We start from the raw sequence: 26658 nt of genomic DNA, 5'->3' as shown, positions 1-26658 counted from the left end.
AGAGGGGCGCCCCGCCACCGGCGGGGCGCCCCTCTCGGCCTGTCGGCCCTTGGAACCGTCAGTTGTGGCCGAAGCGCCGCTGGTGCTTACGGGCAACATCCGAGGGGCTGCCCTGGGCCTGCGACTGCGGCTGGGTCTGCGACTCGTACGCCGTCGACTTCGCCTCCTCCGCACCACGCTCCGCTGCGGACGCGCGGTCGTGCTGGCTGCCCTGCTTACGGTTCTTGTTCTTGGCCATGGTGATGCCTCCTGTGGGGAATCTCGGGGCCAGGACCGATGTCAGACTCACATAGCACCTCATATGCCGCATGTTGGATCATTACCCAGTGTAGTCCGGGCGGTATCATGCGCCGTTTCCCGGATCCGCCACGCCGATGATCGAGTTCCGGACCTCAACCCTCCCGTGGTCGGGCAGACTCGAAGGAAACCCTGAGTAGGCGAACCCCGAGCAGGCGGACCAACCCCCCACGACCGGGTCCGCCGATCCGTTCCCGAATTCCTGGAAGAGGGTGGAACGCGTGGACCGTTGCGTCGTCCTGGTGGACGCCGGCTATCTGCTGGGCGCAGCCGCGAGCCTGCTGGCGGGGGAGCCCGCCCGTTCCCGCATCACCGTCGACCACGCGGCCCTGATCCAGGGCCTGCGCGAGCGCGCCGAGGCGGACACGGAACAGCCCCTGCTCCGGATCTACTGGTTCGACGGCGCCCCCGACCGGGTACCCCAGCCCGAGCACCGCAGGCTGCGCGTGATGCCCCGGGTCACCGTTCGACTGGGAGCACTCACTCGCAGTGACGGCCGCTGGGCGCAGAAGGGCGTCGACGCCGCGATGCACGCCGAGCTCACCGAGCTGGCCAGAAATCGCGCCTGCTCCGACGTGGTGCTCGTGACCGGTGACGGCGATCTGCTGCCCGGACTGATGTCCGCCAAGGAACACGGGGTGGCCGTCCACCTCTGGGCCGTCCAGGCCGCCGACGGCGACTACAACCAGTCCGAGGACCTCGTCGCCGAGGCCGACGAGCGACGGGTGCTGGACCGGGCCTGGATCACCAAGGCCGTACGGGCCAAGGACACCGGGGGCGTGTGCGCACCGCCGCCCGTGCCGCGCCCCGAGATCGCCGCGATCCTCTCCGCGCCGCTGCCCGAGGCCGCCCTCGCCGCCTCGGCCGAGCGCGCGTCCGAGGCGCAGGCGGCGGCAGCACGCAACGGCACCGGCGCACCGGCCGACGAGGCCACCGCCCATCCGCAGCCCGCCCCCGGCCACAAGGGCGTCCCCACCCCCAAGGACCTGGCGAGCCTGCGTGCCCCCGGGGCCCAGGCCGCCCCGCACCCGGTCCAGCCGCCCGCCGCCAACGCGACGCTGCGCTGGTCGTCCGACCGGGGCTGGGTGGAGCGCGGCGGCCCCCTCGGTGAACCGGCAGAGACCGCGTCCCTGCCGACCCTGGCCCAGCTCACCAGCGCCGAACAGCGCTGGGCGGACCGGGAGGAGGACATCACCACCGTCGGCGGCGACCCTTTCGAGGTCGGCCAGGTCTTCGCCCGGCGCTGGATGGAACGGCTGCCGGAGACCGTGCACCTGCAGAAGCTGTCCACCATGTACCCCCGCATCCCGCACCGCATCGACGGGGAACTCCTGAGGTACGCGGCCCGGTTCGGGCTGCTCGCGCACAAGGACGACCAGATCGACGAGCACGACCGCTATGCCATCCGGGCGGGCTTCTGGCGGGAGATCGATGTACGGGCCGCCGCCGAGCACGTCCCCGCGGGGGGGTAGGCGGGACGGCTCCGGAGCGGCGCTGTCCTGCCCCGGGCGCAATCCGGGGCATCCGACCCCGTACTCTCGTACCTCGTGAGTACGGGCACAGCACAGGCGCAGACCGGGACCGGGGCCGTTTGCGCGGTGCGTGATCTGGTCAGGACCTATCCCGCCGTCCGCGGCCGGCGCGGAAGCGCGGCCACCCCCGAGGTGCGCGCCACCGACGGGATCAGCCTCGATGTCCGGCGCGGTGAGATCTTCGGCCTGCTCGGGCCCAACGGCGCGGGCAAGTCCACGCTCGTGCGCCAGCTGACCGGGCTGATGAGGCCCGACTCCGGCAGTGTCGAGGTGCTGGGCCACGATCTCGTCCGCCACCCCGAGCGGGCCTCCCGGCTGATCGGCTACCTCGGGCAGGAGTCCACCGCGCTCGACGAGCTGACGGTGTCCCTCGCCGCCGAGACCACCGGGCGGCTCAGGGGCCTGCCGGTGCGGGAGGCGCGGGCCGAGCGCGACGCCGTCCTGGAGGAGCTGGGGCTCACCGAGCTCGCCGGGCGCCCCCTGAACAAGCTGTCCGGCGGCCAGCGGCGGCTCGCCTGCTTCGCCGCCACGCTGGTCGGGGAGCGTCCCGTCCTCGTCCTGGACGAGCCGACGACGGGCATGGACCCCGTCGCCCGGCGTGCTGTCTGGTCCGCCGTCGACCGGCGGCGGGCCGAGCACGGCGCGACGGTCCTGCTCGTGACCCACAACGTGATCGAGGCCGAGACGGTGCTCGACCGGGTCGCGGTCATGGAGCGCGGCAAGGTCATCGCCTGCGACACCCCGGCCGGCCTCAAGGAACGGGTGGCGGGCGAGGTCCGGGTCGAGCTCGTGTGGCGCGAACGGGCGCCGCTGGACGTCCCGGAGGTGGCCGCGCTGCGCGCCTCGGCGCAGGAGTCGGGGCGCCGCTGGGTGCTGCGGCTCGGACCGGACGAGGCACGGGCGGCGGTGGCCGCCGTGACCGGCGGGGCCGCGTTCTCCTCGCTGGACGACTTCACGCTGGCCACGCCCAGCCTGGAGGACGTCTATCTGGCGCTCGGCGGGGACTCGGCCCGGGCGGCCGAGGGACTGGTGAAGGCGTGAACGGATACGTGACGAAGTCGAAGGGGAGCAGCGCCAGGTGACGAGCATCGTTCCCGCGGAGACCACCGGGACCAGGGCGAAGCTGTCCGGTCCGGTGGCCTCGACCGCATCCGGCAGGCCCGCCCGCACGTCCCCCGCGCCCCTCGCGCCCCGGGCCCGGCTGCTGCCCTCGATGGCCGCCGTGTACCGGGCTCAGCTGTCGCGGGCGCGGGTCGCCCGGATCCCGCTGCTCTTCGTGGCGACCTTCCAGTCCATCGGGATCATGGTCCTGATGCGCGGGGTCGTCGACGGCGGCGCCGAGGCGCGGGCCGTGGTCGCGGGGTCCAGCGTGCTGGTGGTGGCCTTCGTGGCACTGAACCTGCTGGCCCAGTACTTCGGCCGGCTGCGGGCGGACGGCGGTCTCGACCACTACGCCACGCTGCCGGTGCCGCCCGCCGCGGTGGTGCTGGGGGCGGCGGGGGCGTACGCCTCGTTCACCGTGCCCGGCACGGTCGTCACGGCGGTCACGGGAAGCGTGCTGTTCGGGCTGCCCATGTCACATCTGTGGGTGCTCGTCGCGGTCATCCCGCTGTCCGGGGCCGCGCTGTCCGGGCTGGGCGCGGCGCTGGGGCTGCTGGCGCCGCGTCAGGAGCTGGCGACGCTGCTCGGGCAACTGGGCATGTCCGCCGCGCTGCTGCTGGGCGTCCTGCCGGCCGACCGGCTGCCCGAGCCGGTCGGGTGGGCGCGTGATCTGCTGCCTTCGACGTACGGCGTCGAAGCGTTGTCCCGGTCCTTCGACGCCCGCCCGGACTGGGCGGTCGTCGCCCTCGACCTCGCGGTGTGCGCGGCCGTGGGCGTGCTGTCGCTGGCCGTGGCGACCTGGGCGTACCGCCGGGCGGCGGTCCGCTGACGGTCCGGTGAGGCGGTGTGCCGGACGGCCTGGCACGATGGCACCGTGACCGCACCGTTGACGCCGCCGCACCAGCCCCAGCCCCACGATCCGTGGCAGGCCCCGGCCTCGGGATCCCATGCCGTACCCGGCGGCCCGGAGCCGCTGGACACGGCGGATTCGCGCGCGGAGCTGCTGCAGGCAGCCGTGATCGCCGCGATCCTGACGGCCGCGGGCGTCGCGCTCGGGCTGCTGTGGCTGTGGCTGGCCCCCCGGGTGCCGCTGGTCTCCGACGACACGGCGGTCTTCCTCAAGAACAGTGAGGGCGAGGAGGCGATCGGGGCCGACGGCACCTTCGTGCTGCTCGCCCTGGGCTTCGGCCTCGTGTCGGCCGCCGCCGTCTTCCTCTTCCGCAGGCGCGGAGGCATCCCGCTGGTGGTGGGGCTGGCCCTGGGCGGGCTGCTCGGCTCCCTGCTGGCGTGGGGGATCGGCACCTGGTTCGGGCCGACGCCGGACGTGGTGGCCCATGCCAAGGAGGTCGGCAAGGGCGTCACCTTCGACGCGCCGCTCGAACTGCACGCGGTGGGTGCGGCGATGCTCGCCTGGCCCATCGCGGCGATGATCGTGCACCTGGGGCTGACGGCGCTGTTCGGGCCGCGGGATCCGGAGCCGGAGTGGGGGGTTCCCTACGGGGAGCCGTACGCGCCCGGCTCGGCCACGCAGGGCTCGTCCACGCCGGGGCCGGACGCCTCGGACTCCGAGGGCTCCGCCGCCCCCGGGGCGGAGCCGGCGTTCGGGGCCGGGCCCGCCGGTGAGGACGGCAGGTCCGCGGGGGAGTGGCCGCAGCGCCCGTAGCCGCTCCCGGCCGGATGCGGCGGCCGGGTGGTCAGGTGCGGCCGACGGGGGCCACCACGGCGTTGGTCAGGGCGGTCAGGTCCTGCGGGGACAGCTCGACCTCCAGGCCGCGGCGGCCCGCCGACACGCAGATCGTGGGGTGTGTCCCCGCCGACGCGTCGAGCACCGTACGCAGCCGTTTGCGCTGGCCCAGCGGGGAGATGCCGCCCCGCACGTAGCCCGTCGTGCGCTCCGCCGCAGCCGGGTCCGCCAGCGCCGCCCGCTTGCCGCCGACCGCCGATGCCAGCGCCTTCAGGTCCAGCGACCCGGCGACCGGCACCACCGCGACGACCAGCTCGCCGTCGACATCCGCGACCAGCGTCTTGAACACCCGGTCGGGCGGGACCCCGAGGGCCTCGGCGGCCTCCTCGCCGTAGGACGGGGACGACGGGTCGTGCTCGTAGGAGTGGACCGTGAACACGGTGCCGGCCGCGGCCAGCGCCACCGTGGCCGGGGTGCCGCCGGACTGCTGCTTCTTCGCCTTCTTCGCCACCGGGCAGGGTCCTCGGGTCAGTTGGGGTGGGTGGGCGCGCGGGTCAGGTCGATCGCCGGGAGCGACGGGAGGTGCCGGATGACGGCCGTCTCCTTGCGCAGCAGCGCCAGTTCCTCGCGCAGCCGGGTCGCGGTGTCCGGTGCCTGGAGCAGTCGTTGCTTCGCCGGGACGTCGAGGACGGCCGCGGCGGCCACCAGGTACGAGACCACGGACGGGTCGTCCGGCAGGTCGGCCCCGGTCGTGAGGGAACGCTCGCTGGCTCCCGCGAGCCGCTTCTGATAGCTGCGGAAGGCCCGCAGGACACCCTCGGCGAGGGCTCCGGCCTCCTCCTCGGCGGTCGAGTCGTCGCCGTCCGGGTCCTCCGGATTCTCCGGCAGGTCCTCGACCTCGGCCGTCAGGAACGGGCCGCTCGCGTCGACCGAGAGCAGCCGGACCCGGGTGGTGCCGGTCGCCAGGACCTCGAAGCTGCCGTCCGCGCGCTCACGGATCTTCGCCGCGTCCGCGACACAGCCGACCCGGTGGAAGGTCTGGATCGGATCGGGCCCGAAGCCGTCGGCCGGGCCCCGCCCGACCGGGGCCGCGGCGGCGATCGTGTCCGGCATCCCGGTGGCCGTCGGGGCGGTCTCGCGGCCGTCGCGGATGGCGACCACCACGAAACGGCGCGGTTCGTCCTCGTCGATCGCGAGCAGCTCGCGCATCATGGCGCGATAACGCTCCTCGAAGACGTTGAGAGGCAGCACGAGGCCGGGAAACAGCACCGCGTTCAGCGGGAAGAGGGGAAGGCGAGCGGTGGTCACAACGGTCAAGCCTAATGGCCGCGGAGCCCGTCGTGTCCTGGCCGTCCACGCGAGGGCGCCGCAGAGGCCGCGCGGAGCCGTGCGTCCGCCCGCGCGTCGAGGAATCCGCCGAGCGCGTCCTCGGAGACGTACGCCCACGGGAACGACGTCACATGGCCCCCGATCAGCCGGAACTGCTCCAGTGCCTCCTCCGCGCGGCCCCGTACGACCAGTACGTGGGCGAGGAGGTTACGGACCTCCGCGGGCCAGGGATCACCGGCCGGGAAGCGCGCGGAGAGCCTGATCGCGAGGTCCGCAGCGGCGTCGATCCGGGCCTCCTGCACGGAGGTGGCCCGCCCGGCGGCCTCCTCGTCGCACAGCAGGGCGAAGGCCGCCCGCACCGGGAGCGCCTGCACCAGGGAGTCCGCCGCGGCGTCCTCGGCCGCCCGCTCGGCGAAGTCGAAGCACTCGCGGTGCGAGCCGTACCAGGCGGCCGAGAGGTAACGGAGCGCGGCGACATGGCAGCCGTAGTGGTGCGCGGAGCGGCGTACGGCCTGCTCCCACAGCGCCTCGAAGACCGTGTGCGTGGCGTGCGTGCCCCGGGCGTGGTCCAGGGCGAGCCGCCACGGCACCGGGTCGCGCGGGTCGGCCTCGGTGGCCGCCGTGATGAGCGGGGCCACCTCACGCAGCAGTTCGGCGTGGGCGGGGGACTCCCAGGCGCGGCGTACGGCCAGTTCGGCCTTGACGAGCAGGGCGTCCGGGTCGCGTGGGGCGGCGGCCAGCCACTCGGTGAGCCAGCCGTCGCGGTTGCGGGCGAAGACGACCAGGCGGGACAGGCAGCGGTCGCGGGTCTCCCACTCGGCGGCGTCCCGGGTGGTGGCCAGGAGCTTGGCGGCGGGTTCGAACTCTCCCAGGGCGGCCGCGACCAGCGCGGGGGACAGCCGCTCGTCGGGCGCGTCGAGCAGCACCGCATCGTCCGCGGGCAGCCCGGCCGACAGCCCGGGGCCGTACCGGGACGCGCGCGCGGAACTCAGCAGTGCGCGGAGGAAAGCCATGGTGCAGACCATTGAAAAGCCCTGGTGGGGGCGGCGCCAGGGGTGCACTGTGAAACTTCTGTAGCGAGTACGAGGGTTGCCCTCGACAGGGTCAAGAAAGGGTAAAGGAAGCGTCGGACGACGGCTTGATTCCGGTGCTCCGGCGGACCCGGCCCACTTGCCGGGACGGGTCTCCACAGGTCTTTCGACCGCCGCCCCTCCAGGATTACGCCGGAGATACGGCCGGAGCGGCGGACTCCCGGATCAGCCGCGGCGCAGCAGCCGGGAGGCGCCCGCCGCCACCGTCGTGGCCAATATCCACCCCAGCAGGACGAGGGCCGCCGCGGCCCACTGCCAGCCGCCCTCCATCCGCCAGTAGCCGTCCTGCCCGAGATTGATCACCGGCACCAGCAGATCCAGTGCGTACAGCGGGGCGTTCCACTGCGGATGCTCCTCGCCCTTGATCGGCGCCGGGTGGTAGTGCGAGAAGGCGACCGCCCCCGCCGCCCACAGCACCGCCATCCACACCGCGGCCCGCCCCGGCCGGTAGCCATACGCCACCGTCCAGTCCTGGAGGTAGCCCCACAGCCTGGCCGCGGGCGGCAGCGTCTCGCGGCGGCGCCGCTGCTTGGCGAGCAGCACCTCACGGGCGTCCGCGTCCTCCCCGCAGCTGCGGAGGACCGTCGCGAGGCGCTCGTACGGCTCCGGGACGTACTCCGGCGTCGCGGCCAGCACCCAGTCCAGACGCCGGGAGAGCGGGAAGTGGCCGTACGGGACGAGGTTCTCGTAGACGAAGCCGCCCATCGCCAGCCCGCCGGGACCCGGCCAGCTGGTCGACACGTCGATCAGCGTGACGACCTTCGCGCCGTTCAGCACGACCCGGCCCTCCTCCGGGCGCTCCGCGTTGAACCGCAGCTCGGGTGTCACGATCCGGCGCAGCGACAGCTCCTCGTCACCGGTCAGCATGAACCGGGCCTTGTGCAGGTCCACCGCGTCGCCGAACCGCCCGTCGTCGAGCCGGACCGCGCCCCGGCACTCGAAGACCTGCGCCCGGGTCCCGCGGGCCGGACCGATGCCGCGCGCGATGCCGTACGGGGGAGTGGTGCCCTGGTTGCCCGTGTCGATGCTCACCCAGGCCTCGGTCATGTACAGCGTGCGCTCGACGCTCAGCTGCGGGGCGTTCAGCGCCCGCCGCCCGTCCGACGCGCGCAGCCGGCTGCCGCGCAGGCTCAGCGAACCGCCGACCTTCGCCCCGCGCAGGCTCAGCTCGCCGCGCGTGTCGATCATCTCGGCCTGCAGGTCCTGGGCCACCGACATCCCGTCCCCGACGAACGCGCGGCCGCGCCGGTCGGGGCCCACGCTGAGCTGGTTGATCAACAGGTCCGTGCCGATCTGCGCGTCGGTCAGCCGGATGCCGCGCTCCACCCGGCAGCGCGGCAGGTGCAGATCGCCCTCCGTGTGCAGCCGGGCGGCGTCCAGCCTCGGCACCGCGCAGCCCACCATCCGCAGCGTCGTGAAATGGCACTCAGGAACCACCACCTCCTGCTCGAAACGGCAGCCGGTCAGCTCCACGTACGGAGACACCCGGCCGCCCGCCAGGTCCAGCTTCCCGGTGACGCGCACACCCCGGAGCTTCAGCGCCGCCACCCGCCCCGGCCTCGCGGGCGGGCCGCTCAGCAGCAGCCGAGCCACCGTCCGCGCCCCGACGCTCCGCTCCGGACCCCAGACGTGCGGGGCGAACGGATCGTCGCGCACCGGGTCGTGGGAGCGCAGATCGTAGGTCGTGCCGTTCCGGAAGGACTGCCACATGCCCAGTTCCGCGGCGCTGAGCCCGTCCGGGATCTCGCCGTCGTGCGGCTCGGTCACTGCCTCACCTCCGCCTGCGCGGATCGTCCGCGCTCGTACAACCGTTCTTCCCGCTGTGTGACGGCGTGAACGCTAACGGTCAGCAGTGACAGCCGGGACATATATCAGCCAGTGATACGGACGACCGGGCGCCGGAACCGGTCTGAGAGAATTGGGATGTGATCTCTCGAATCGATCTGCGCGGCACCGCCCTCCCCGAGGGCGGCGACCTGCGCGACCTGCTGCCCCGTGCCGAGTTCGACGTGGAAGCCGCCCTGGAGACGGTGCGGCCCATCTGCGAGGACGTACGCCATCGTGGCTCCGCGGCAGTGATCGAGTGGGGGGAGAAATTCGACGGCGTCCGCATCGACTCGATCCGGGTCCCGGCCGACGCGATCACCGCTGCGCTGGAAACGCTCGACCCCGCCGTGCGCGCGGCCCTGGAGGAGTCGATCCGCCGCGCCCGTCTCGTCCACCGCGAGCAGCGCCGCACCACGCACACCACTCAGGTCGTCCCCGGCGGCACGGTGACCGAGAAGTGGGTGCCCGTCGAGCGCGTCGGGCTGTACGTCCCCGGCGGACGCTCGGTCTACCCCTCCTCCGTCGTGATGAACGTCGTCCCGGCCCAGGAGGCCGGAGTCGAGGGCATCGCCGTCGCCTCCCCGCCCCAGAAGGAGTTCGGCGGGCTGCCGCACCCCACGATCCTCGCCGCCTGCGCCCTCCTCGGCGTCGACGAGGTGTACGCCGCCGGCGGCTCCCAGGCCATCGCGATGTTCGCGTACGGCACCGAGGACTGCCTGTCCGTGAACCTCGTCACCGGACCCGGCAACATCTACGTCGCCGCCGCCAAGCGCCTCCTCAAGGGCCGCATCGGCATCGACGCCGAGGCCGGACCCACCGAGATCGCGATCCTCGCCGACGCGAGCGCCGACCCGGTGCACGTCGCCGCCGACCTGATCAGCCAGGCCGAGCACGACCCGATGGCAGCCGCCGTCCTCGTCACCGACTCCGAGGAGCTGGCCGCCGCCACCGAGGCGGAGCTGAAGCCGCAGGTCGCCGCGACCAAGCACGTCACCGATCGGATCGAGCCCGCACTCGCCGGCCGCCAGTCCGCGATCGTCCTGGTCAACGACCTGGAGGACGGCCTCAAGGTCGTCGACGCGTACGCGGCGGAGCACCTGGAGATCCAGACGGAGAACGCCGCCGCCGTCGCCGGCCGGGTCCGCAACGCAGGTGCGGTCTTCGTCGGCCCCTGGTCGCCCGTCTCCCTCGGCGACTACTGCGCCGGCTCCAACCACGTCCTGCCCACCGGCGGCTGCGCCTGCCACTCCTCGGGCCTGTCCGTGCAGTCCTTCCTGCGCGGCATCCACATCGTCGACTACTCGCGTGACGCGCTCGCCGAGGTCACCCACCACGTGGTGACCCTCGCCGAGGCGGAGGACCTCCCCGCCCACGGCGCCGCGCTCAAGGCCAGGTTCGGCTGGAAGGTTCCGCAAGCGTGACGAACAACAGCAACGCCTGGGACGCGCTCCCGATCCGTGACGAGCTGCGCGGCCAGTCCCCGTACGGGGCGCCCCAGCTCGACGTACCGGTCCGGCTGAACACCAACGAGAATCCGTATCCGCTGCCCGACGCGCTCGTGGACCGCATCGCCGAACGGGTCCGGGAGGCCGCGCGGAACCTCAACCGCTACCCCGACCGCGACGCCGTGGAGCTCCGCACCGAGCTGGCCCGCTACCTCACCCGCACCGCCGGGCACGAGGTCGGACACACCAACGTCTGGGCGGCCAACGGTTCCAACGAGGTGCTCCAGCAACTGCTGCAGACCTTCGGCGGACCCGGGCGCACCGCGATCGGCTTCGAGCCCTCGTACTCCATGCACGCCCTCATCGCCCGCGGCACCGGCACCGGCTGGATCTCCGGGCCGCGCAACGAGGACTTCACCATCGACGTGGAGGCGGCGAAGAAGGCCATCGCCGAGCACCGGCCCGAGGTCGTCTTCATCACCTCGCCCAACAACCCCACCGGCACCGCCGTCGACGCGGACACCGTCCTCGCCCTGTACGACGCCGCCCAGGCCGCCCGGCCCTCGATGGTCGTCGTCGACGAGGCGTACGGCGAGTTCAGCCACCACCCCTCGCTGCTCCCCCTGATCGAGGGCCGCCCCCACCTGGTGCTGTCGCGCACGATGTCCAAGGCGTTCGGCGCCGCGGGCCTGCGCCTGGGCTACCTCGCCGCCGCTCCGGCCGTCGTCGACGCGGTCCAGCTGGTGCGCCTGCCGTACCACCTGTCCTCCGTCACCCAGGCCACCGCGCTCGCCGCCCTGGAGCACACCGATACGCTGCTGGGGTATGTCGCGCAGCTCAAGAGTGAGCGCGACCGGCTGGTCGACGGGCTGCGGGAGCTCGGCTTCGCCGTGACCGACTCGGACGCCAACTTCGTCCAGTTCGGCCGCTTCGCCGACAGCCGCACCGCCTGGCAGCAGATCCTCGACCGGGGCGTCCTGGTCCGGGACAACGGCGTACCGGGATGGCTGCGGGTCTCCGCGGGAACCCCGGCAGAGAACGACGCGTTCCTCGATGCGGTGCGCGAACTGAAGAAGGAGCACGACGCATGAGCCGCGTAGGCAGGGTGGAACGGACCACCAAGGAGACCTCCGTACTCGTCGAGATCAACCTCGACGGGACCGGCAAGGTCGATGTCGCGACCGGGGTCGGCTTCTACGACCACATGCTCGACCAGCTCGGCCGCCACGGCCTCTTCGACCTCACGGTCAAGACCGAGGGCGACCTGCACATCGACTCGCACCACACGATCGAGGACACCGCCCTCGCGCTCGGCGCCGCCTTCAAGCAGGCGCTCGGCGACAAGATCGGCATCTACCGCTTCGGCAACTGCACCGTCCCGCTGGACGAGTCGCTCGCCCAGGTCACCGTCGACCTCTCCGGCCGCCCGTACCTGGTGCACACCGAGCCCGAGAAGATGGCGCCGATGATCGGCGAGTACGACACGACGATGACCCGGCACATCCTGGAGTCCTTCGTCGCCCAGGCGCAGATCGCCCTGCACGTCCACGTCCCGTACGGCCGCAACGCCCACCACATCGTGGAGTGCCAGTTCAAGGCCCTGGCCCGCGCCCTGCGCTACGCCAGCGAGCACGACCCGCGCGCAGCCGGGATCCTTCCGTCCACGAAGGGCGCCCTGTGACCGGCCTCAACACCGTGCTCATCGTCGTCGGCCTCTTCCTGGCCGGCGGCGTCTACTCCTTCTGGAAGCAGGGCATGCCCAAGGGCGTCGTCGTGCTTCTCGGGATCGGATCCGTGATGTGCCTGGTCGCAGGCGTCATGCGGATCCAGGGAATCTGGGACTGAGGGCAGGACTGTGAGCAACACCAAGAAGGTCGTCGTCTTCGACTACGGCTTCGGCAACGTGCGTTCCGCCGAGCGGGCCCTCGCCCACGTCGGCGCGGACGTGGAGATCACCCGCGACTTCGACACGGCGATGAACGCCGACGGGCTGCTCGTCCCCGGCGTCGGAGCCTTCTCGGCCTGCATGGAAGGCCTGAAGCAGGCACGCGGCGAGTGGATCATCGGCCGCAGGCTGTCCGGCGGCCGGCCCGTCATGGGCATCTGCGTCGGCATGCAGATCCTCTTCGAGCGCGGCATCGAGCACGGTGTCGAGACCGAGGGCCTCGACGAGTGGCCCGGAACCGTCGGCCCGCTCAAGGCCGACATCGTCCCGCACATGGGCTGGAACACCGTCGAATCCCCCGAGGGCTCCCAGCTCTTCGCCGGACTCGACCCCGGGGCCCGCTACTACTTCGTGCACTCCTACGCGGCGCACGACTGGTCCCTCGAAGTGACCAACGCCAAGATCCGTGCCCCCAAGGTCACTTGGGCGACACACGGAGAGCGGTTCGTGGCGGCCGTGGAGAACGGCGCGCTGTGGGCCACCCAGTTCCACCCCGAGAAGTCCGGCGATGCCGGCGCCCAGCTGCTGACCAACTGGATCGAGACGCTGTAATGCCGAAGCTTGAACTGCTCCCCGCCGTCGACGTCCGCGACGGCCAGGCCGTCCGCCTCGTCCACGGCGAGTCCGGCTCCGAGACCTCCTACGGCTCCCCGCTGGAAGCCGCCCTCGCCTGGCAGAGCTCCGGGGCCGAGTGGCTGCACCTCGTCGACCTGGACGCCGCCTTCGGCACCGGCGACAACCGCGCGCTGATCGCCGAAGTGGCCGGCGCCATGGACATCAAGGTCGAGCTCTCCGGCGGCATCCGCGACGACGCCTCGCTCGCCGCCGCCCTCGCCACCGGCTGCCGCCGCGTCAACCTCGGCACCGCGGCCCTGGAGACCCCCGAGTGGGTCGCCAAGGTCATCGCCGAGCACGGCGACCAGATCGCGGTCGGCCTCGACGTCCGCGGCACGACGCTGCGCGGCCGCGGCTGGACCCGCGACGGCGGCGACCTCTACGAGACGCTCGCCCGCCTCGACTCCGAGGGCTGCGCCCGCTACGTCGTCACCGACATCGCCAAGGACGGCACACTCCAGGGCCCCAACCTGGCCCTCCTGCGTGACGTCTGCGCCGCCACCGACAAGCCCGTCGTCGCCTCCGGCGGCGTCTCCTCGCTGGCCGACCTGCGCGCGATCTCCCTGCTCGTCCCGGAAGGCGTCGAGGGGGCCATCGTCGGCAAGGCGCTGTACGCGAAGGCGTTCACCCTGGAGGAGGCACTGAAGGCGGTCTCCGCATGACGGACTCCGTACGCCGCATCTCCTCGGGCGCCCCGTGGGAGGAGAAGTTCGGCTACTCCCGCGCGGTGGAGCTCCCCGGCGGTCTGGTGCTGGTCTCCGGCTGCACCTCCGTGGTCAACGGCCAGATCTCCGCGGGCGGTCCGTACGAGCAGACCGTCACCTCCTTCCAGGTCGCCTTCGACGCCCTGAAGCAGGCAGGGCTCGGCCGCGAGGACGTCGTCCGCACCCGGATGTACCTCACGCACGCCCGGGACGTCGACGAGGTGGGCCGCGCCCACAAGGAGCTGTTCGACGACGTGCGCCCCGCCGCCTCCATGCTCATCGTGTCCGGCTTCGTCGACCCCAGCCTGGTCGTCGAGGTCGAGGTCGAGGCCTTCCGGGCGGGTGAGCGATGACGCTCGCCGTACGGGTCATCCCGTGCCTGGACGTCGACAACGGACGCGTCGTCAAGGGCGTCAACTTCCAGAACCTGCGCGACGCGGGCGACCCCGTCGAGATGGCCAAGCTGTACGACGCCGAGGGCGCCGACGAGCTGACCTTCCTGGACATCACCGCCTCCAGCGGCGACCGCGAGACGACGTACGACGTGGTGCGCCGCACCGCCGAGCAGGTCTTCATCCCGCTCACCGTCGGCGGCGGGGTCCGCACTACCGAGGACGTGGACAAGCTGCTGCGGGCCGGGGCCGACAAGGTCGGGGTCAACACCGCGGCCATCGCCCGCCCCGAGCTGATCCGGGAGATCGCCGAACGCTTCGGGCGCCAGGTGCTCGTGCTCTCCGTCGACGCCCGCCGCACCCCCGAGGGCACCTTCGAGGTGACGACGCACGGCGGCCGCACGGGCACCGGCATCGACGCCGTCGAGTGGGCCCACCGGGCCGCAGAGCTCGGCGCGGGCGAGATCCTGCTCAACTCGATGGACGCCGACGGCACGAAGGACGGCTACGACACCGAGATGATCAAGGCGGTACGGGCGCACGTCACCGTTCCCGTCATCGCCTCCGGCGGTGCGGGCCGGCTCGCGGACTTCCCGCCGGCCGTCGGGGCGGGCGCCGACGCGGTCCTGGCCGCGTCCGTCTTCCACTTCGGTGACCTGCGGATCTCCGAGGTCAAGAGTGCCCTCCGGGAGGCCGGACACCCGGTCCGCTGACCCGGGCCGGGAAGGGGGCCGGTCGCGAAGACCGGCGATCTCGCCGATGTGCGCGCACGGGGTGCACCGCGAAAGTGGCGACCGCCAACGAATGACGGCGGTACCCACGCGGTGCACCCGAAGGCCCCAGGACGACGGGGCCGACGGCTGCCGCGTCGTGGTCCGCCACGACCGAGAGGACCCCCCTCGTGCAGCACCTCCCCTCCGGCGACACCTCCCCGCGCCGCCACCGGATGTCGAAGAGCCGCTCCGTCAAGCTCGGCCTCGCCGCCGCAGCCGCCACCGTCGGTCTCGTTACGGCGCTGATACCGGGCGGAGCCCAGGCCGCCGACAACCCGTACGAGCGCGGTCCGGCGCCGAGCAATTCGAGTATCGAGGCGAGCCGCGGCTCGTACGCCACGTCCCAGACGTCCGTGTCCTCGCTGAGCGTCAGCGGCTTCGGCGGCGGCACGATCTACTACCCGACGTCCACCGCCGACGGCACCTTCGGCGCGGTCGTCATCTCGCCCGGCTTCACCGCCTACCAGTCCAGCATCGCCTGGCTCGGGCCGCGCCTGGCCTCGCAGGGCTTCGTCGTCTTCACCATCGACACCAACACGACGGTGGACCAGCCCGACAGCCGCGGCAGGCAGTTGCTGTCCGCACTCGACTACCTCACCCAGCAGAGCTCGGTGCGCGGCCGGATCGACTCCTCCCGGCTCGGCGTGATGGGCCACTCCATGGGCGGCGGCGGCACCCTCGAAGCCGCGAAGAGCCGCCCCTCGCTGCAGGCGGCGATCCCGCTGACCGGCTGGAACACCGACAAGACCTGGCCCGAGGTGCAGACCCCGACGCTGATCGTCGGCTCGGACGGCGACACGGTCGCCCCGGTCGCCTCGCACTCGAAGCCCTTCTACAACTCCCTGCCCAGCTCGCTGGACAAGGCGTACCTGGAACTGCGGGGGGCCACCCACTTCACCCCGAACTCCTCCAACACCACGATCGCGAAGTACAGCATCTCGTGGCTGAAGCGCTTCATCGACAACGACACCCGCTACGAGCAGTTCCTCTGCCCGCTGCCGTCGACCAGCCTGACGATCGCGGAGTACCAGGGCAACTGCCCGCACACCTCGTAACCACGGGGGACGGAAAGGGGGCCGGGCCGCGCGTACCGCGGTCCGGCCCCTTCGCGCGGTCCGGCCCCCTCGGACCTCGCAGCCGAGCCCCCGGACCTCAGTCCTCGGACAGGAACCGGGTGAGGGACTCCGCGAACCCCGGGTCGCGTACGACCGTGAGATGGTCGCCCGGCAGCACGGTCAGCTCCGCCCCCGCGATCGCGTCGGCCAGCACCCGGGGGCGTATCGCCAAGGGGTCGCTGTCCCCGGCCAGCACGAGCGTGGGGACCTTGATCCCGTCCAGCGGGAGCGCGCCCCGGTGCACCGAACGGATCTGCGCGGCCAGCGCGAGCCGGTCCGCGCCCGACGCATCGGCCAGCACCCGGAAACCGCGCGTCCGTTCGGGGACGTCCGCCGCGTCGTCGGCCGTCAGCGCCGCCGACACCAGCTCCGGCGGCATCGCCCGGGTGTCCAGGCCGCCCACCTCCACCGCGCCCGCGCCGATCCCGCCGACCACCAGGCGGCTGATCCTGGTGTCGTCGGCCGTCGCGAGCAGCGCCACCACGGCGCCCATGGAATAGCCGGCCAGATGTACGCGGTCCGCGGCCACACGGTCGATCAGCAGGCGCACGTCACGGGCCATCAGCGCCTCCCCGTAGAGCGTGTCGTCGTGCGGCTTGTCCGAGTCGCCGTGACCGCGCGCGTCCAGGGCGTACACCCGGCGGCCCCGCGCCACCAGGGCCTCGACGATTCCCGGGCCCTCCCAGTTCAGCCGGGCGTGGACGGCGAAGCCGTGCAGCAGCACCACCGGCGGCAGGGCGGCGTCCGGGTTCCGCGACCAGGACCGGTAGCGAAGGGTCAGACCGTCGTGTGTACGGAATTCATCAGTCATGCACCGACGTTACGGGCGCGGTGCGGGCGGCCGGGCCCGACTGTGCCCGCGCACAGCCCGTACCGGCTTCTGTTGGGAGCGCGCACCGCACCCGGCCACCCCGGGACGGGGAGCGGACGCGAACCTTCCGACGCTGTTTACGCGGAAGTAACGTGAGAGCGTGACCCCATCGACGACCGTGCACAGTCCGCTCCGGCTGTACGGCCGCAGCGGTGAAATCGCCATTCTGGGTTCCCTGTTGGGACAGCTGCGGGCAGGGGACGGCGGAGCGCTCGTGCTGACCTCGCCGCCCGGCCTCGGCCGTACCGCCCTGCTGGGACAGACCGCCGCCGACTACCGCGCGGGACGTGCGGGGCCGGTGCTGTACGCCGCCGCGGCGCCCGCCGAGGAACGGCTGCCCTACAGCGGGCTGCACGCCCTGCTGTGCTCCGCCCCCGGCCCGCTGCCCGTCCCGCCCGACCGGGTCCTGCGCTCGGGCATCACCCCGGGCGGCCTGCTCGCGCTGCTGCGCGGCCTGGGGGCCGAACAGCCCCTGCTGGTCTGCGTGGACGACGCCCACGCCTGGGACCCCGACTCCCGGGCCGCGCTCGGCTTCGTGGCCCGCAGACTCGGCGCGGGCAGCCGGGTCGCCATGGTGATCGGCGCCGCCCACGAGACCTGCTTCGCCGGGCTGCCCGCGCTCCGCCTGGGCCCCCTCGACACCGACGCGTCGGCCGCGCTCCTGGACCGCCTCACCGAGGGCGCGGGCGACCTCGACCCCGTCGTACGCGACGAACTCGTGCGCGAGGCGGCCGGCAACCCGCGGCTGCTCGCCGGACTCGTCGGCCGCCTCACCCCCGACCAGCTGGCCGGGCGGACCGCGCTGCCCTGTCCGCTGCCCGGCGCCGAGAGCGTCCTGGACGCCCACGCCGCACAGCTCGACGGGCTCTCCCCGGACACCCGCACCCTCCTCCTGCTGGCCGCAGCGGCGGAGGAGCACGAGCCGGAGGGCGCGGGCGCGGACGCCGCCCTGCTGCTGCGGGCCGGTGCCCGCGCCGGGCTGACCGCCGCACACCTCGACCGGGTGCTGTTCGCGCCCGCGGGAAGCGCCGGCGCCCTCCAACGGGCGGGCAGCCGGGTGCACTTCAGCCACCCGCTGCTGCGCCGCGCGGTCCTGCACCGGGCGCCGCCCGGCCGCCGCCGGGCCGTGCACGAACTCCTCGCCACGCTCCTCGCAGGCCCCGGCGCACCCCCGCTGCCCGCACTCGTGCAGCGGGCCTGCGCCCTGCCCGGCCCGGACGCCGCGCTCGCCGGGCAGCTGGAGGCGGCGGCCACCGCCCCGCACCCGCACACCGAGCGGTCGGCCGCGCTGGCCCGCGCCGCCACGCTCTCCACCGACGACGCCGCGCGCGCCGCCCGGTTCACCGCCGCCGCCGACCAGGCCAGACTGGCCGGGGACGCAGGCCGGGCGCGTGCTCTGATGGCCCGCGTCGGCAGCGACCTCGCCGGGGGTACCGCACCCTACGTACGCGGCATGCTCGCCCTGCGCGACGGACCGGCGGCCGACGCCCGCGAAGCACTCCTGACCGCGGCGGTCCTGCTGGCCCCGCACGACGCGCGCCGCACCCTGGACGCCCTGTTCGGCGCCGCGGAGGCCGCCTGGGACATGGGGGACGCCATCGCCTACCTGGACGCCATGAACCGCATCCCCGTCCCCGCGGCCGACCGGCCCATGGCGCAGTACCGGGCCGGGATGTGCGCCGTGCTCGCCGGACGCACCGAACGCGGCCACGCGCTGCTGCGGTGCTGCCTGGACGCCGCCGAACGCGCCGAGGACCCGGGCGAGCTGCTGCGGGCGGGCGTGTCCGCCCTGGTGCTCGGCGAGGTGGACGCGGCCTGCCGGACCGGGGCCCGCGCCCTCGCCGCCGTACGCACCCGGGGGCCGGACTCCCTGCTGCCGCAGGCCCTGGAGCAGCTCGCGTACGCCGAACTGCGCGCCGGGCAGCACGCCAGGGCCCGCACCCACGCGCTGGAGGGGCTGCACGCCGCCCGGCGCACGGGCCAGCCCAACTCCGCCACCCACCTGCACGCCGTACTCGCGCTCGCCGCCTCCGTGGAGGGGCCCGCCGAGGCCTGCGCCGCCCATGCCGACGCCGCCCTGGCAGGCGCCGGACCGCACGGCCTGACCCAGGCGGCCATGCTCGCCACCTGGGCGGTCGCCCGCGCGGACCTGGCGGCCGGACGGCCGGGAGAGGCGGCGGCCCGGCTCGGACCGCTCGTCAGACCGGGCCCGAGGACCGGGCACTTCGCCACCCGGCTGCTCGCCGTACCCTGCTACGTCGAGGCCGTGGTCCTCTCCGGCCGCGCGGACGAGGGGGCCGGTGAACTCGCGGCTGCCGTCGGTGAGTTCGCGCTGTGGACCGCCCGGACCACCGACCCGCAGGCCCCCGCCCAACTGGCCCGCTGCCGCGCCCTGCTGGCGTCCCCTCAGGAGGCCGCCGCCCACTACGAGGAGGCGCTCGCCCACCACGAGCGCGCGGGCGGCGACTTCGAGCGCGCCCGCACCCAGCTGCTCCACGGCCAGTCCCTGCGCCGCCGCCGGCGCACCCGGGAGGCCCGCGGCCCGCTGCGCGACGCCCTCGTCGCCTTCGAACGCTGCTCCGCCCGCGCCTGGGCGGACCGGGCGGGCGGGGAACTGCGGGCGGCAGGCGAGGCGGTGGACGTGCCGGACCGGACCGGCACGGGACCGCTGGCCGGGCTGACCCCGCAGCAGCAGCGCATCGCCCGCTGCGTGGCGGAGGGCGCCACCAACCGCGAGGTGGCGCTGCGCCTCTCGGTGAGCCCGCGGACGGTCGACCACCATCTGCGCAACGTCTTCGCCGCCCTGGGGGTCCGGTCCCGGACGGAGCTGGCACGGCTGCTGGACCACTGACCCGGCCCCCGGACGGCACCGGCTGTTACGGCGAGGTTGCAGGACCGTGATGAGAAGAACGACGCAGACCCCTAGGTACCGACCGGGCGGTATGCCATTCTGCGGTCGTCAGGATCATTCGGTGTGCACCTGCCCAATGCCGGGGCCGGCCGCGCACCGGGCCGGCCTACCCGGAGCCGGCCGATTCCCGGTGGAGGCCGCCATGCCACAGGTCGTTCGTTCACGGATCAGGGCGCTGCACGTACCGCCCCCCGTCGCACCGCTGCCGCACCGCTTCCGCTCGCTGGCCGACCGCGAGGCCGTCGCCGTGCTCCACCGGGCGGCCCACGTGCTGCTCGAATCGCTGCCGGAGCTCACCGACCGGCTCGTCGAGGCGCTGCGGGAGCAGGAGCCCGCCTACCGCACCGCGATCGAGACCGAGCCCGCCGAGATCTGGCAGGAGGTCCACCACTCGCTGCGGCACAACATCGCCTCCCTGATCCAGCCCCGGGAATTCCGCGACGCCGCCCACCGCACCTCCCGGTGGATCGGCGAGACCCGGGCCGAGCAGGGCGTACCGCTCGACGCGGTCATGCACGCCTTCCGGATGGGCGGGGCGATGGTCTGGCAGGACCTGGTCGACGAGACCGCCCGCCGGTACCCCGAGGACGTCCGCCTGCTCGTCCATGTCGCGGCGGACGTCTGGAACTTCGTCGACGAGCACTGCGGGGTCGTGGCCGAGGCCTACCGGCAGGCCGAGCGGCGCCTCACCTGGCGCCGCGAGAACCAGCAGCGCCTGATGACGGCGGCCCTGCTGGACGGCACCGCCCGGATCGCCGACCTGCCCGACGCCGCGGCGGTGCTGGGGCTCCCCGTGCAGGGGCGGTACGCGGTGCTCGCGGTCGCCACCGCGCGCCGCGCCCCGCACGGCACGGACCGGCCACCGCTGACCCTGCCCGAGGGCACCCCCGTGCTCTGGCACACCGGGGGCGACGTCGAACTGGCCGTCCTGCCGCTGGGCACGGTGCCGGTGGCGGCCGAGGAGCCCGCCCCCGGCGAGGGGGAGGCGGACGCCGACACCACCGGCACGCCGCCCGGAACCCCGCGGCAGGACGAACTCGCCGCGGTGGCGGCGGAACTGGCCGCGCCGCCGGGCACCCGCATCGGGATCAGCTCCGTCGTCGACGGGCTCGCCTCGGTCGGCGACGCCCGGCGCCTCGCCGAGACGGCGCTCCGGGCCTGCCCCGCGTCCGGCGGCACCGTCCTGCTCGACGAGCACCTGCCGGCCGCCCTCGTCGTGTCCTCACCCGGCCTCGGCACCGCGCTGGCCGACCGGGTCCTTGGCCCGCTCGACCGGATCGACCCGGCGGACCGCGACGTGATCATCGAGACACTCACCGCCTGGCTCGACTCCGACGGATCGGCGCAGCGGGCGGGCGCGCGGCTGTACTGCCACCGCAACACGGTGCTGAACCGGCTGCGGAGGTTCGAGCAGCTGACGGGACGCTGCCTGACGCGCCCGTCGGACGCGGTCGAGGTGTCACTGGCGCTGGCGGCGCGCCAGCTGCTCGGCGGCTGAGGCCGGGGCGGGCGCCGCCCCGGCCCTGACGGCACAACTCGGAGGTCAGGGACCCGCGTTGTGCGGACGCACACATCCGGGCCGCGACGGCTGTACGGGCGCCGCGCCCGCGCTCCGTCCCCTGTACCGCACCCGCCCCGCCTGATGCCCTGGCCCGCATGCCATCAGCTGCCCCATGTACGGCCGAACCGGCGGAGCGAACCCGGTGAGCGGCGCGATCGACGGACGGTCCCTGGCCGTGGTCATCTTCCTCGGCTTCGTCGCCGTGTCCCTGCTGCTGTGCGGCCTGGCCGCGGCGGACCAGGACGACCCGGAGCACTTCTACGCGGGCGGCGCCTCCCTCGGCCCCGTCGGCGGCGGGCTCGCCATCGCCGGTGACTACGTGTCCGCGGCCACCCTCCTGTCCACCACCGGATCCGTCGCACTCGCCGGATTCGACGGCATCCTGTTCGCCCTGGCCACCGTCGCCTCGCTGGTCCTGGTCATGCGCGTCTTCGCCGAACGGCTGCGCCGCCAGGGCGTGTTCACTCTCGGCGACTTCCTCGCGGACCGGCTCGGGGACGGCTCCGTACGCCGCGCTCTCGGCGTCGCCACCCTCGTGGTCCTCGCCCCGCTGCTGCTCGTCCAGCTGACCACCGCCGGGCACGTCATGACGGCCATGTTCGGGCTCCCCGACGGGGCGCTCACCGGCTGCACGGTCGCCAGCGGCGCGCTGATGGTCTGCTACTCGGCGTTCGGCGGCATGCGCGGGACCGGCTTCATCCAGATCCTCAAGGTCGCCGTGGTGCTGGCCGCCGTCACCCTGCTCGCCGGACTCGTCCTCGCCCGCTTCGACTGGTCACCCTTCGCCCTCTTCGGCGCCGCCCGGGCGGGCAGCGGGGCGGGCGGCGACTACGCGCTGCCCGGGCTGCAGTTCGGCCACGGGCTCGCGGGCGGCCTCGACCTGGTCGGCTTCCAGCTCACCCTCCTCCTCGGCGCCGCCTGCATGCCGCACATCACGATGCGGCTGCACCCGGTACGCGACGCCCTGACCGCACGCCGGGCCGGGGTCTGGGCCGTGGCCCCGGTCGCCCTCCTGTGCACCGGCATCGTCGTCGTCGGGCTCGGCGCCTCCGCCCTGATCGGACGGGACCTGCTGCGCGCCGCGGACCCGGCCGGCGGCACCGCGCTGCTGATGGTGACCGGCGCCCTGGACCCGGGCGCCTCCGGGCCTCGGGACAGCCCGCTCTTCGCGCTCGTGGCCTGCGCCGCCTTCGCCACCACCCTCGCCGCGGTGGCCGGGATCACGCTGGCCGCCGCCTCGTCCCTGGCCCGCGACTTCGCGGCGAAGTCCGGCGCCCAGGGAGCCGGCAAGGCCTCCGGCAGGGAGATCCGCAGGGCCCGCTGGGCGGTCCTGGCGATCGGGGCGCTCGCCGTGCTCCTCTCGGCGTACACCCACGACCGGAACCCCCAGGTGCTGCTCTCCCTCTCGTTCGCCGCCGCGGCCTCGATCCTGCCGCCCGTCCTGCTGTACGCCCTCTTCCGGCCGGGCTTCAACGCCCGCGGGGTGCGGTGGACCGTATACGGAACGCTGCCGCTGATCGCGGTCCTGATGATCCTGTCGCCGGCGTTCTCCGGCACCCCGGTCGCGCTCTTCCCCGAGTGGGACTTCGCCGTGTTCCCGCTCCAGACCCCGGGCCTGGTCACGATCCCCGCCGGGTTCCTCCTCGGACTGCTGGGGTCGAGACCCGGGCGGGACACACCGCGGGACGGACCCCGCCACCGGGCCCGCTGGGCGCCCGTGGGGGCGGCCGGCGACGCCTGAAGCGGCAGCGGAGGCGCCCCCGGCCGCGCGGACGAGCCCCTACAGGCCGAGCTCCGCCGTACGCAGCCGGGCCAGCGCGTCCTTGTCGCCGTCCAGCTCCACCTGCGCGGCGTCCTGCCTGCCCGCCGCGAACAGCAGCAGCTCACCCGGCTCGCCGGTGACCGTCACCACCGGGGTGCCCTTGTGGGCGACCACCGTCTGGCCGTCCGGGCGGCGCAGCACCACACCGACCGGGGCCCGGCGGCCCAGCATCCGGGCCGTCTTCTCGGTACGGGACCACAGCACATCGGCGAAGACCGGGTCCAGCTCCCGCCGGGACCAGTCCGGCTGCGCCCGGCGGACATCCTCCGCGTGGATGTAGAACTCGACCGTGTTGGCCGCCTCGTCCAGCTGCTTCAGCCCGAAGGGTGACATCCGCGGCGGCCCCGTACGGATGAGCTGGATCAGTTCCTCGTACGGCTTCGCGGCGAATTCGGCCTGCACCCGCTCCAGCCGGTTCTTCAGCACACCCAGGACAATCCCGCCCGCGGCGTCCGCACGGCGCTCGCGCACCACGACATGGGCGGCCAGATCACGGGTCTTCCAGCCGTTGCACAGGGTCAGGGCCTCAGGACCCGCCGCCTCCAACAGGTCGGCGAGCAGAAGACGTTCACGCTTCGCATGGGTCGACATGCCCGCCAGCGTACGACCGGCGCCCATGGTCCGCCCAGTGGACGCACACCCGGACGGCCCCGCGCGGCGCGGCACAATGGGGCGCATGACCAGCACGCCCGGCACCACGCCCGCCAGCAACCTCGACCCGGCCGTCGCCGCCCGCCTCAAGCGCGGCCCCGACGGACTGGTCCCGGCCATCGCGCAGCAGTACGACACCGGCGAGGTGCTCATGCTCGGCTGGATGGACGACGAGGCGCTGCACCGCACCCTCACCACGGGCCGCTGCACCTACTGGTCCCGCAGCCGCCAGGAGTACTGGGCCAAGGGCGACACGTCAGGCCACATCCAGAAGGTCGTGTCCGTCGCCCTGGACTGCGACGCCGACACGGTCCTGGTGAAGGTCGACCAGACCGGTGCCGCCTGCCACACCGGTGACCGCACCTGCTTCGACGCAGACGTCCTCCCGCTCTCCGCGCCCCAGTAAGGTCAGCCGCCATGGATCTCGAGACCTTCCGCAAGCTCGCCGTCGACCGGCGCGTCATCCCCGTCAGCCGCCGGCTCCTCGCGGACGGTGACACCCCGGTCGGGCTCTACCGCAAGCTCGCGGCCGAGCGCACCGGCACCTTCCTCCTCGAATCCGCGGAGAACGGCCGGACCTGGTCCCGCTACTCCTTCATCGGGGTACGCAGCGCCGCCACCCTCACCGCCGTCGACGGACAGGCCCACTGGATCGGCACCCCGCCCGTCGGCGTCCCCCTCGACGGGGACCCGCTGCAGGCCCTGCGCGCCACCGTCGAGACCCTGCACACCCCGCGCGACCTGGTCGGCGGCGAAGGCCTGCCGCCGTTCACCGGAGGCATGGTCGGCTACCTCGGGTACGACATCGTGCGCCGGCTGGAGAAGATCACCGAGCACGGCGGCGACGACCTGAAGCTGCCCGAACTGACGATGCTGCTCACCTCGGACCTCGCCGTGCTCGACCACGGGGACGGCACGGTCCTGCTGATCGCCAACGCGATCAACCACAACGACCTGGACACCGGCGTCGACGAGGCCCACGCGGACGCGGTCGCCCGGCTCGACGCCATGGAGCGGGACCTGTCCCGGCCCGTGGAGAACGCCCCCGCCGTCCTGCCGCCCTCCGAACTCCCGCCGTACACCGCCCTGTGGGGCGGCCCGGCCTACCAGGACGCCGTCGACGACATCAAGGAGCGCATCAGGGCCGGCGAGGCCTTCCAGGTGGTGCCCTCCCAACGCTTCGAAACACCGTGCACCGCAACCGCGTTGGACGTCTACCGGGTACTGCGCGCCACCAACCCGTCGCCGTACATGTACCTCCTGCGCCTCGACGGCTTCGACGTCGTCGGCTCCAGCCCGGAAGCGCTCGTCAAGGTCGAGGACGGCCGGGCCATGGTCCACCCGATCGCCGGGACCAGGCACCGCGGCGCCACCCCGCAGGAGGACCAGGCGCTGGCCGACGAGCTCCTCGCCGACCCGAAGGAACGCGCCGAGCACCTCATGCTCGTCGACCTCGGCCGCAACGACCTCGGACGGGTCTGCGAACCCGGCAGCGTCGAGGTCGTCGACTTCATGTCCGTCGAGCGGTACTCGCACGTGATGCACATCGTCTCCACCGTCACCGGACGCGTCGCCGAGGGCCGCAGCGCCTTCGACGTCCTCACCGCGTGCTTCCCCGCGGGCACCCTCTCCGGCGCGCCCAAGCCGCGCGCCATGCAGATCATCGAGGAACTCGAACCCACCCGCCGGGGGCTGTACGGCGGCTGCGTCGGCTACCTCGACTTCGCCGGGGACTCCGACACCGCCATCGCCATCCGGACCGCCCTGCTCCGCGACGGCACCGCGTACGTCCAGGCCGGAGCGGGCGTCGTCGCCGACTCCGACCCGTTGGGCGAGGACACCGAGTGCCGCAACAAGGCCGCAGCGGTGCTGCGCGCCGTCCATACGGCGAACCGGCTCCGGTCCCACTGAGGCGGTAGGGGATAGTGGAGTACGTGAGCGCAGTCCCCGTACCCCAGCCCCGTGCCCGTGCCGCCTCCGCGCCCGACAGCGCGGGAAGCCGCCGCAGCCTGGGCGCCGGCCTGCTCCTCGGGGCCGCCGGCGCCACCGTCGTACTCCTCGCCTCCGGGCAGACCTGGGCGGAGGGCAGGGCGTCCGTCGGCGGCGGCACCCTGCCGCTGACCGCGGACGGCCAGGACGTCACCGGCCTCCCGGCCGCCCTGGCCGTCGTCGGCCTGGCCGCCCTCGTCGCCGTCTTCGCCGTCCGCAGCAACGGCCGGATGCTCGTCGCCGGACTGCTGGCCCTCAGCGGCCTCGGTGCCGGACTGAGCGCCTTCGCCGGAGCGTCGGACAGCGAGGCACTCGACGAGAAGGCCGCGCAGACCACGGGCGACGCCTCGGCCACCATCCAGGCCCTCAGCCACACCGCGTGGCCGTACGTCACGGCCGCCGGCGGACTGCTGATCCTGCTCGCCGGACTGCTCGCCCTGCGTTACGGCAGCCGCTGGCCCGCGATGTCCGGACGGTACGAGCGCGACGGCACCCCCCGCCCGCGCAAGGCCACCGGCACCGCCCCGGACCCCGACCGGCCCGAGGACCTGTGGAAGGCCCTGGACCGCGGCGAGGACCCGACGCGCGAGGCATGACCCCCCAGGCTCGGGTCCCACGGCACGTACGGGACAATGGCACCGAGCTTTCTGTACAGCGATACCTTCAGCGCAACACCAACGAGGAGCAACTCATGGCGGGCAGCAGCCACGGACACACCCCGGCCGCCTGGACCGGTGTCATCATCTCGTTCATCGGCTTCTGCGTCGCAGGCGTCTTCATGGTCGCGGCGAACCCGCTCGGCTTCTGGGCCGGTATCGTCGTCATCCTCCTCGGCGGGGTCGTCGGTCTCGCCATGAAGGTCGCCGGACTCGGCATGCCGAAGGAGCCGGCCGAGCTGGCCGCGGCCAGGGCCCGCGCCGGGCAGGCGCAGATCTCCTCCTGAGGACCGTGCCGTCCCAGGAACACGACGCGAGGCGCAGCCCGGGCCGGGCTGCGCCTTTCC

Annotated in this window: 27 protein-coding genes; 20 read left to right on the top strand and 7 right to left on the bottom strand. The window is 73.6% G+C overall.

Features of this window, described 5'->3' with window-relative positions; translation table 11 throughout:
- Nucleotides 1-58: 58 nt before the first annotated feature.
- On the bottom strand, nt 59-238 hold the full coding sequence (locus OG524_RS09430; RefSeq protein WP_329212048.1) for a hypothetical protein: 180 nt from the start codon (nt 236-238) through the stop codon (nt 59-61).
- A 271-nt stretch (nt 239-509) separates the two neighbouring features.
- On the opposite strand from OG524_RS09430, the gene OG524_RS09425 reads away from it, so the two are divergent.
- The 4 genes from OG524_RS09425 to OG524_RS09410 all read left to right on the top strand — a co-directional run bounded on the left by OG524_RS09425 (nt 510) and on the right by OG524_RS09410 (nt 4593).
- The gene (locus tag OG524_RS09425; RefSeq protein ID WP_405391389.1) at nt 510-1769 is read left to right on the top strand and encodes an NYN domain-containing protein; all 1260 of its coding nucleotides are present in this window, start codon (nt 510-512) and stop codon (nt 1767-1769) included.
- 75 nt (nt 1770-1844) lie between these two features.
- Nucleotides 1845-2870 carry an ABC transporter ATP-binding protein gene (locus OG524_RS09420; protein WP_405391390.1) on the top strand — a complete coding sequence of 342 codons (1026 nt, stop codon included), beginning with the start codon at nt 1845-1847 and terminating at the stop codon, nt 2868-2870.
- 37 nt (nt 2871-2907) lie between these two features.
- Nucleotides 2908-3759 carry an ABC transporter permease gene (locus tag OG524_RS09415; protein WP_405391391.1) on the top strand — a complete coding sequence of 284 codons (852 nt, stop codon included), beginning with the start codon at nt 2908-2910 and terminating at the stop codon, nt 3757-3759.
- Between the two features lie 45 nt (nt 3760-3804).
- Nucleotides 3805-4593, top strand: a complete 789-nt coding sequence (locus tag OG524_RS09410; RefSeq protein ID WP_405809807.1) for an ABC transporter permease — start codon at nt 3805-3807, stop codon at nt 4591-4593.
- Between the two features lie 31 nt (nt 4594-4624).
- Here OG524_RS09410 and ybaK read toward each other — a convergent pair whose 3' ends face one another.
- The 4 genes from ybaK to OG524_RS09390 all read right to left on the bottom strand — a co-directional run bounded on the left by ybaK (nt 4625) and on the right by OG524_RS09390 (nt 8801).
- Complete coding sequence (gene ybaK / locus OG524_RS09405; RefSeq protein ID WP_405809805.1) at nt 4625-5125, bottom strand: Cys-tRNA(Pro) deacylase; 501 nt, start codon at nt 5123-5125, stop codon at nt 4625-4627.
- Between the two features lie 17 nt (nt 5126-5142).
- Entirely contained in the window at nt 5143-5922 is a 780-nt protein-coding gene (locus tag OG524_RS09400) for an LON peptidase substrate-binding domain-containing protein (protein ID WP_405391394.1), read from the bottom strand.
- Between the two features lie 11 nt (nt 5923-5933).
- On the bottom strand, nt 5934-6968 hold the full coding sequence (locus OG524_RS09395; protein ID WP_405391395.1) for a hypothetical protein: 1035 nt from the start codon (nt 6966-6968) through the stop codon (nt 5934-5936).
- 231 nt (nt 6969-7199) lie between these two features.
- Nucleotides 7200-8801, bottom strand: coding sequence for an oxidoreductase (locus OG524_RS09390; protein WP_405809802.1), 1602 nt, complete (start codon nt 8799-8801; stop codon nt 7200-7202).
- Between the two features lie 158 nt (nt 8802-8959).
- On the opposite strand from OG524_RS09390, the gene hisD reads away from it, so the two are divergent.
- The 9 genes from hisD (at nt 8960) to OG524_RS09345 (ending at nt 15790) form a co-directional block, all read left to right on the top strand.
- On the top strand, nt 8960-10282 hold the full coding sequence (hisD, locus tag OG524_RS09385; RefSeq protein WP_405809800.1) for a histidinol dehydrogenase: 1323 nt from the start codon (nt 8960-8962) through the stop codon (nt 10280-10282).
- Entirely contained in the window at nt 10279-11397 is a 1119-nt protein-coding gene (locus OG524_RS09380; RefSeq protein WP_405391398.1) for a histidinol-phosphate transaminase, read from the top strand. Before hisD ends, OG524_RS09380 begins: the two co-directional genes overlap by 4 nt.
- Nucleotides 11394-11987: an imidazoleglycerol-phosphate dehydratase HisB gene (gene hisB / locus OG524_RS09375; RefSeq protein WP_405391399.1), complete on the top strand. Its 594-nt coding sequence runs from the start codon at nt 11394-11396 to the stop codon at nt 11985-11987. The genes OG524_RS09380 and hisB overlap by 4 nt, the downstream gene beginning before the upstream one ends.
- Nucleotides 11984-12151, top strand: coding sequence for a hypothetical protein (locus OG524_RS09370; protein WP_351170823.1), 168 nt, complete (start codon nt 11984-11986; stop codon nt 12149-12151). The genes hisB and OG524_RS09370 overlap by 4 nt, the downstream gene beginning before the upstream one ends.
- Nucleotides 12152-12161: 10 nt before the next feature.
- The gene (gene hisH / locus OG524_RS09365) at nt 12162-12803 is read left to right on the top strand and encodes an imidazole glycerol phosphate synthase subunit HisH (protein WP_405391400.1); all 642 of its coding nucleotides are present in this window, start codon (nt 12162-12164) and stop codon (nt 12801-12803) included.
- Nucleotides 12803-13528 (top strand): bifunctional 1-(5-phosphoribosyl)-5-((5-phosphoribosylamino)methylideneamino)imidazole-4-carboxamide isomerase/phosphoribosylanthranilate isomerase PriA, encoded by a 726-nt coding sequence (gene priA, locus OG524_RS09360; RefSeq protein ID WP_405391401.1) that lies wholly within the window; start codon nt 12803-12805, stop codon nt 13526-13528. Before hisH ends, priA begins: the two co-directional genes overlap by 1 nt.
- Nucleotides 13525-13923: a RidA family protein gene (locus OG524_RS09355; protein WP_405391402.1), complete on the top strand. Its 399-nt coding sequence runs from the start codon at nt 13525-13527 to the stop codon at nt 13921-13923. The genes priA and OG524_RS09355 overlap by 4 nt, the downstream gene beginning before the upstream one ends.
- Complete coding sequence (gene hisF / locus OG524_RS09350; RefSeq protein ID WP_405809796.1) at nt 13920-14675, top strand: imidazole glycerol phosphate synthase subunit HisF; 756 nt, start codon at nt 13920-13922, stop codon at nt 14673-14675. The genes OG524_RS09355 and hisF overlap by 4 nt, the downstream gene beginning before the upstream one ends.
- A 233-nt stretch (nt 14676-14908) precedes the next feature.
- Nucleotides 14909-15790, top strand: coding sequence for an alpha/beta hydrolase family protein (locus OG524_RS09345; RefSeq protein WP_405393257.1), 882 nt, complete (start codon nt 14909-14911; stop codon nt 15788-15790).
- 97 nt (nt 15791-15887) lie between these two features.
- Here OG524_RS09345 and OG524_RS09340 read toward each other — a convergent pair whose 3' ends face one another.
- Entirely contained in the window at nt 15888-16661 is a 774-nt protein-coding gene (locus OG524_RS09340; RefSeq protein WP_405391404.1) for an alpha/beta fold hydrolase, read from the bottom strand.
- A 160-nt stretch (nt 16662-16821) separates the two neighbouring features.
- Between OG524_RS09340 and OG524_RS09335 the strand changes: the two genes are divergently transcribed.
- The 3 genes from OG524_RS09335 to OG524_RS09325 all read left to right on the top strand — a co-directional run bounded on the left by OG524_RS09335 (nt 16822) and on the right by OG524_RS09325 (nt 22934).
- Nucleotides 16822-19572: a LuxR C-terminal-related transcriptional regulator gene (locus OG524_RS09335; protein WP_405809794.1), complete on the top strand. Its 2751-nt coding sequence runs from the start codon at nt 16822-16824 to the stop codon at nt 19570-19572.
- Nucleotides 19573-19774: 202 nt separating this feature from the next.
- Nucleotides 19775-21130, top strand: coding sequence for a helix-turn-helix domain-containing protein (locus OG524_RS09330; RefSeq protein ID WP_405809792.1), 1356 nt, complete (start codon nt 19775-19777; stop codon nt 21128-21130).
- A 205-nt stretch (nt 21131-21335) separates the two neighbouring features.
- Nucleotides 21336-22934 carry a cation acetate symporter gene (locus OG524_RS09325; RefSeq protein ID WP_405391407.1) on the top strand — a complete coding sequence of 533 codons (1599 nt, stop codon included), beginning with the start codon at nt 21336-21338 and terminating at the stop codon, nt 22932-22934.
- A 39-nt stretch (nt 22935-22973) separates the two neighbouring features.
- Here OG524_RS09325 and OG524_RS09320 read toward each other — a convergent pair whose 3' ends face one another.
- Complete coding sequence (locus OG524_RS09320; RefSeq protein ID WP_405391408.1) at nt 22974-23606, bottom strand: TIGR03085 family metal-binding protein; 633 nt, start codon at nt 23604-23606, stop codon at nt 22974-22976.
- An 85-nt stretch (nt 23607-23691) separates the two neighbouring features.
- On the opposite strand from OG524_RS09320, the gene hisI reads away from it, so the two are divergent.
- The 4 genes from hisI (at nt 23692) to OG524_RS09300 (ending at nt 26598) form a co-directional block, all read left to right on the top strand.
- Nucleotides 23692-24072 carry a phosphoribosyl-AMP cyclohydrolase gene (gene hisI / locus OG524_RS09315; protein ID WP_405809789.1) on the top strand — a complete coding sequence of 127 codons (381 nt, stop codon included), beginning with the start codon at nt 23692-23694 and terminating at the stop codon, nt 24070-24072.
- 11 nt (nt 24073-24083) lie between these two features.
- Complete coding sequence (locus OG524_RS09310; protein WP_405391410.1) at nt 24084-25577, top strand: anthranilate synthase component I; 1494 nt, start codon at nt 24084-24086, stop codon at nt 25575-25577.
- A 14-nt stretch (nt 25578-25591) separates the two neighbouring features.
- A complete protein-coding gene (locus OG524_RS09305) occupies nt 25592-26251 on the top strand; it encodes a TIGR02234 family membrane protein (protein ID WP_405809787.1) in 660 nt (219 codons plus the stop codon).
- Between the two features lie 95 nt (nt 26252-26346).
- Nucleotides 26347-26598, top strand: a complete 252-nt coding sequence (locus tag OG524_RS09300) for an HGxxPAAW family protein (protein ID WP_405391412.1) — start codon at nt 26347-26349, stop codon at nt 26596-26598.
- Nucleotides 26599-26658: the final 60 nt, after the last annotated feature.

The sequence above is a fragment of the Streptomyces sp. NBC_01520 genome, assembly GCF_045040375.1.
Lineage (GTDB): Bacteria > Actinomycetota > Actinomycetes > Streptomycetales > Streptomycetaceae > Streptomyces.
This window is presented reverse-complemented; position numbering and strand designations above follow the sequence as displayed.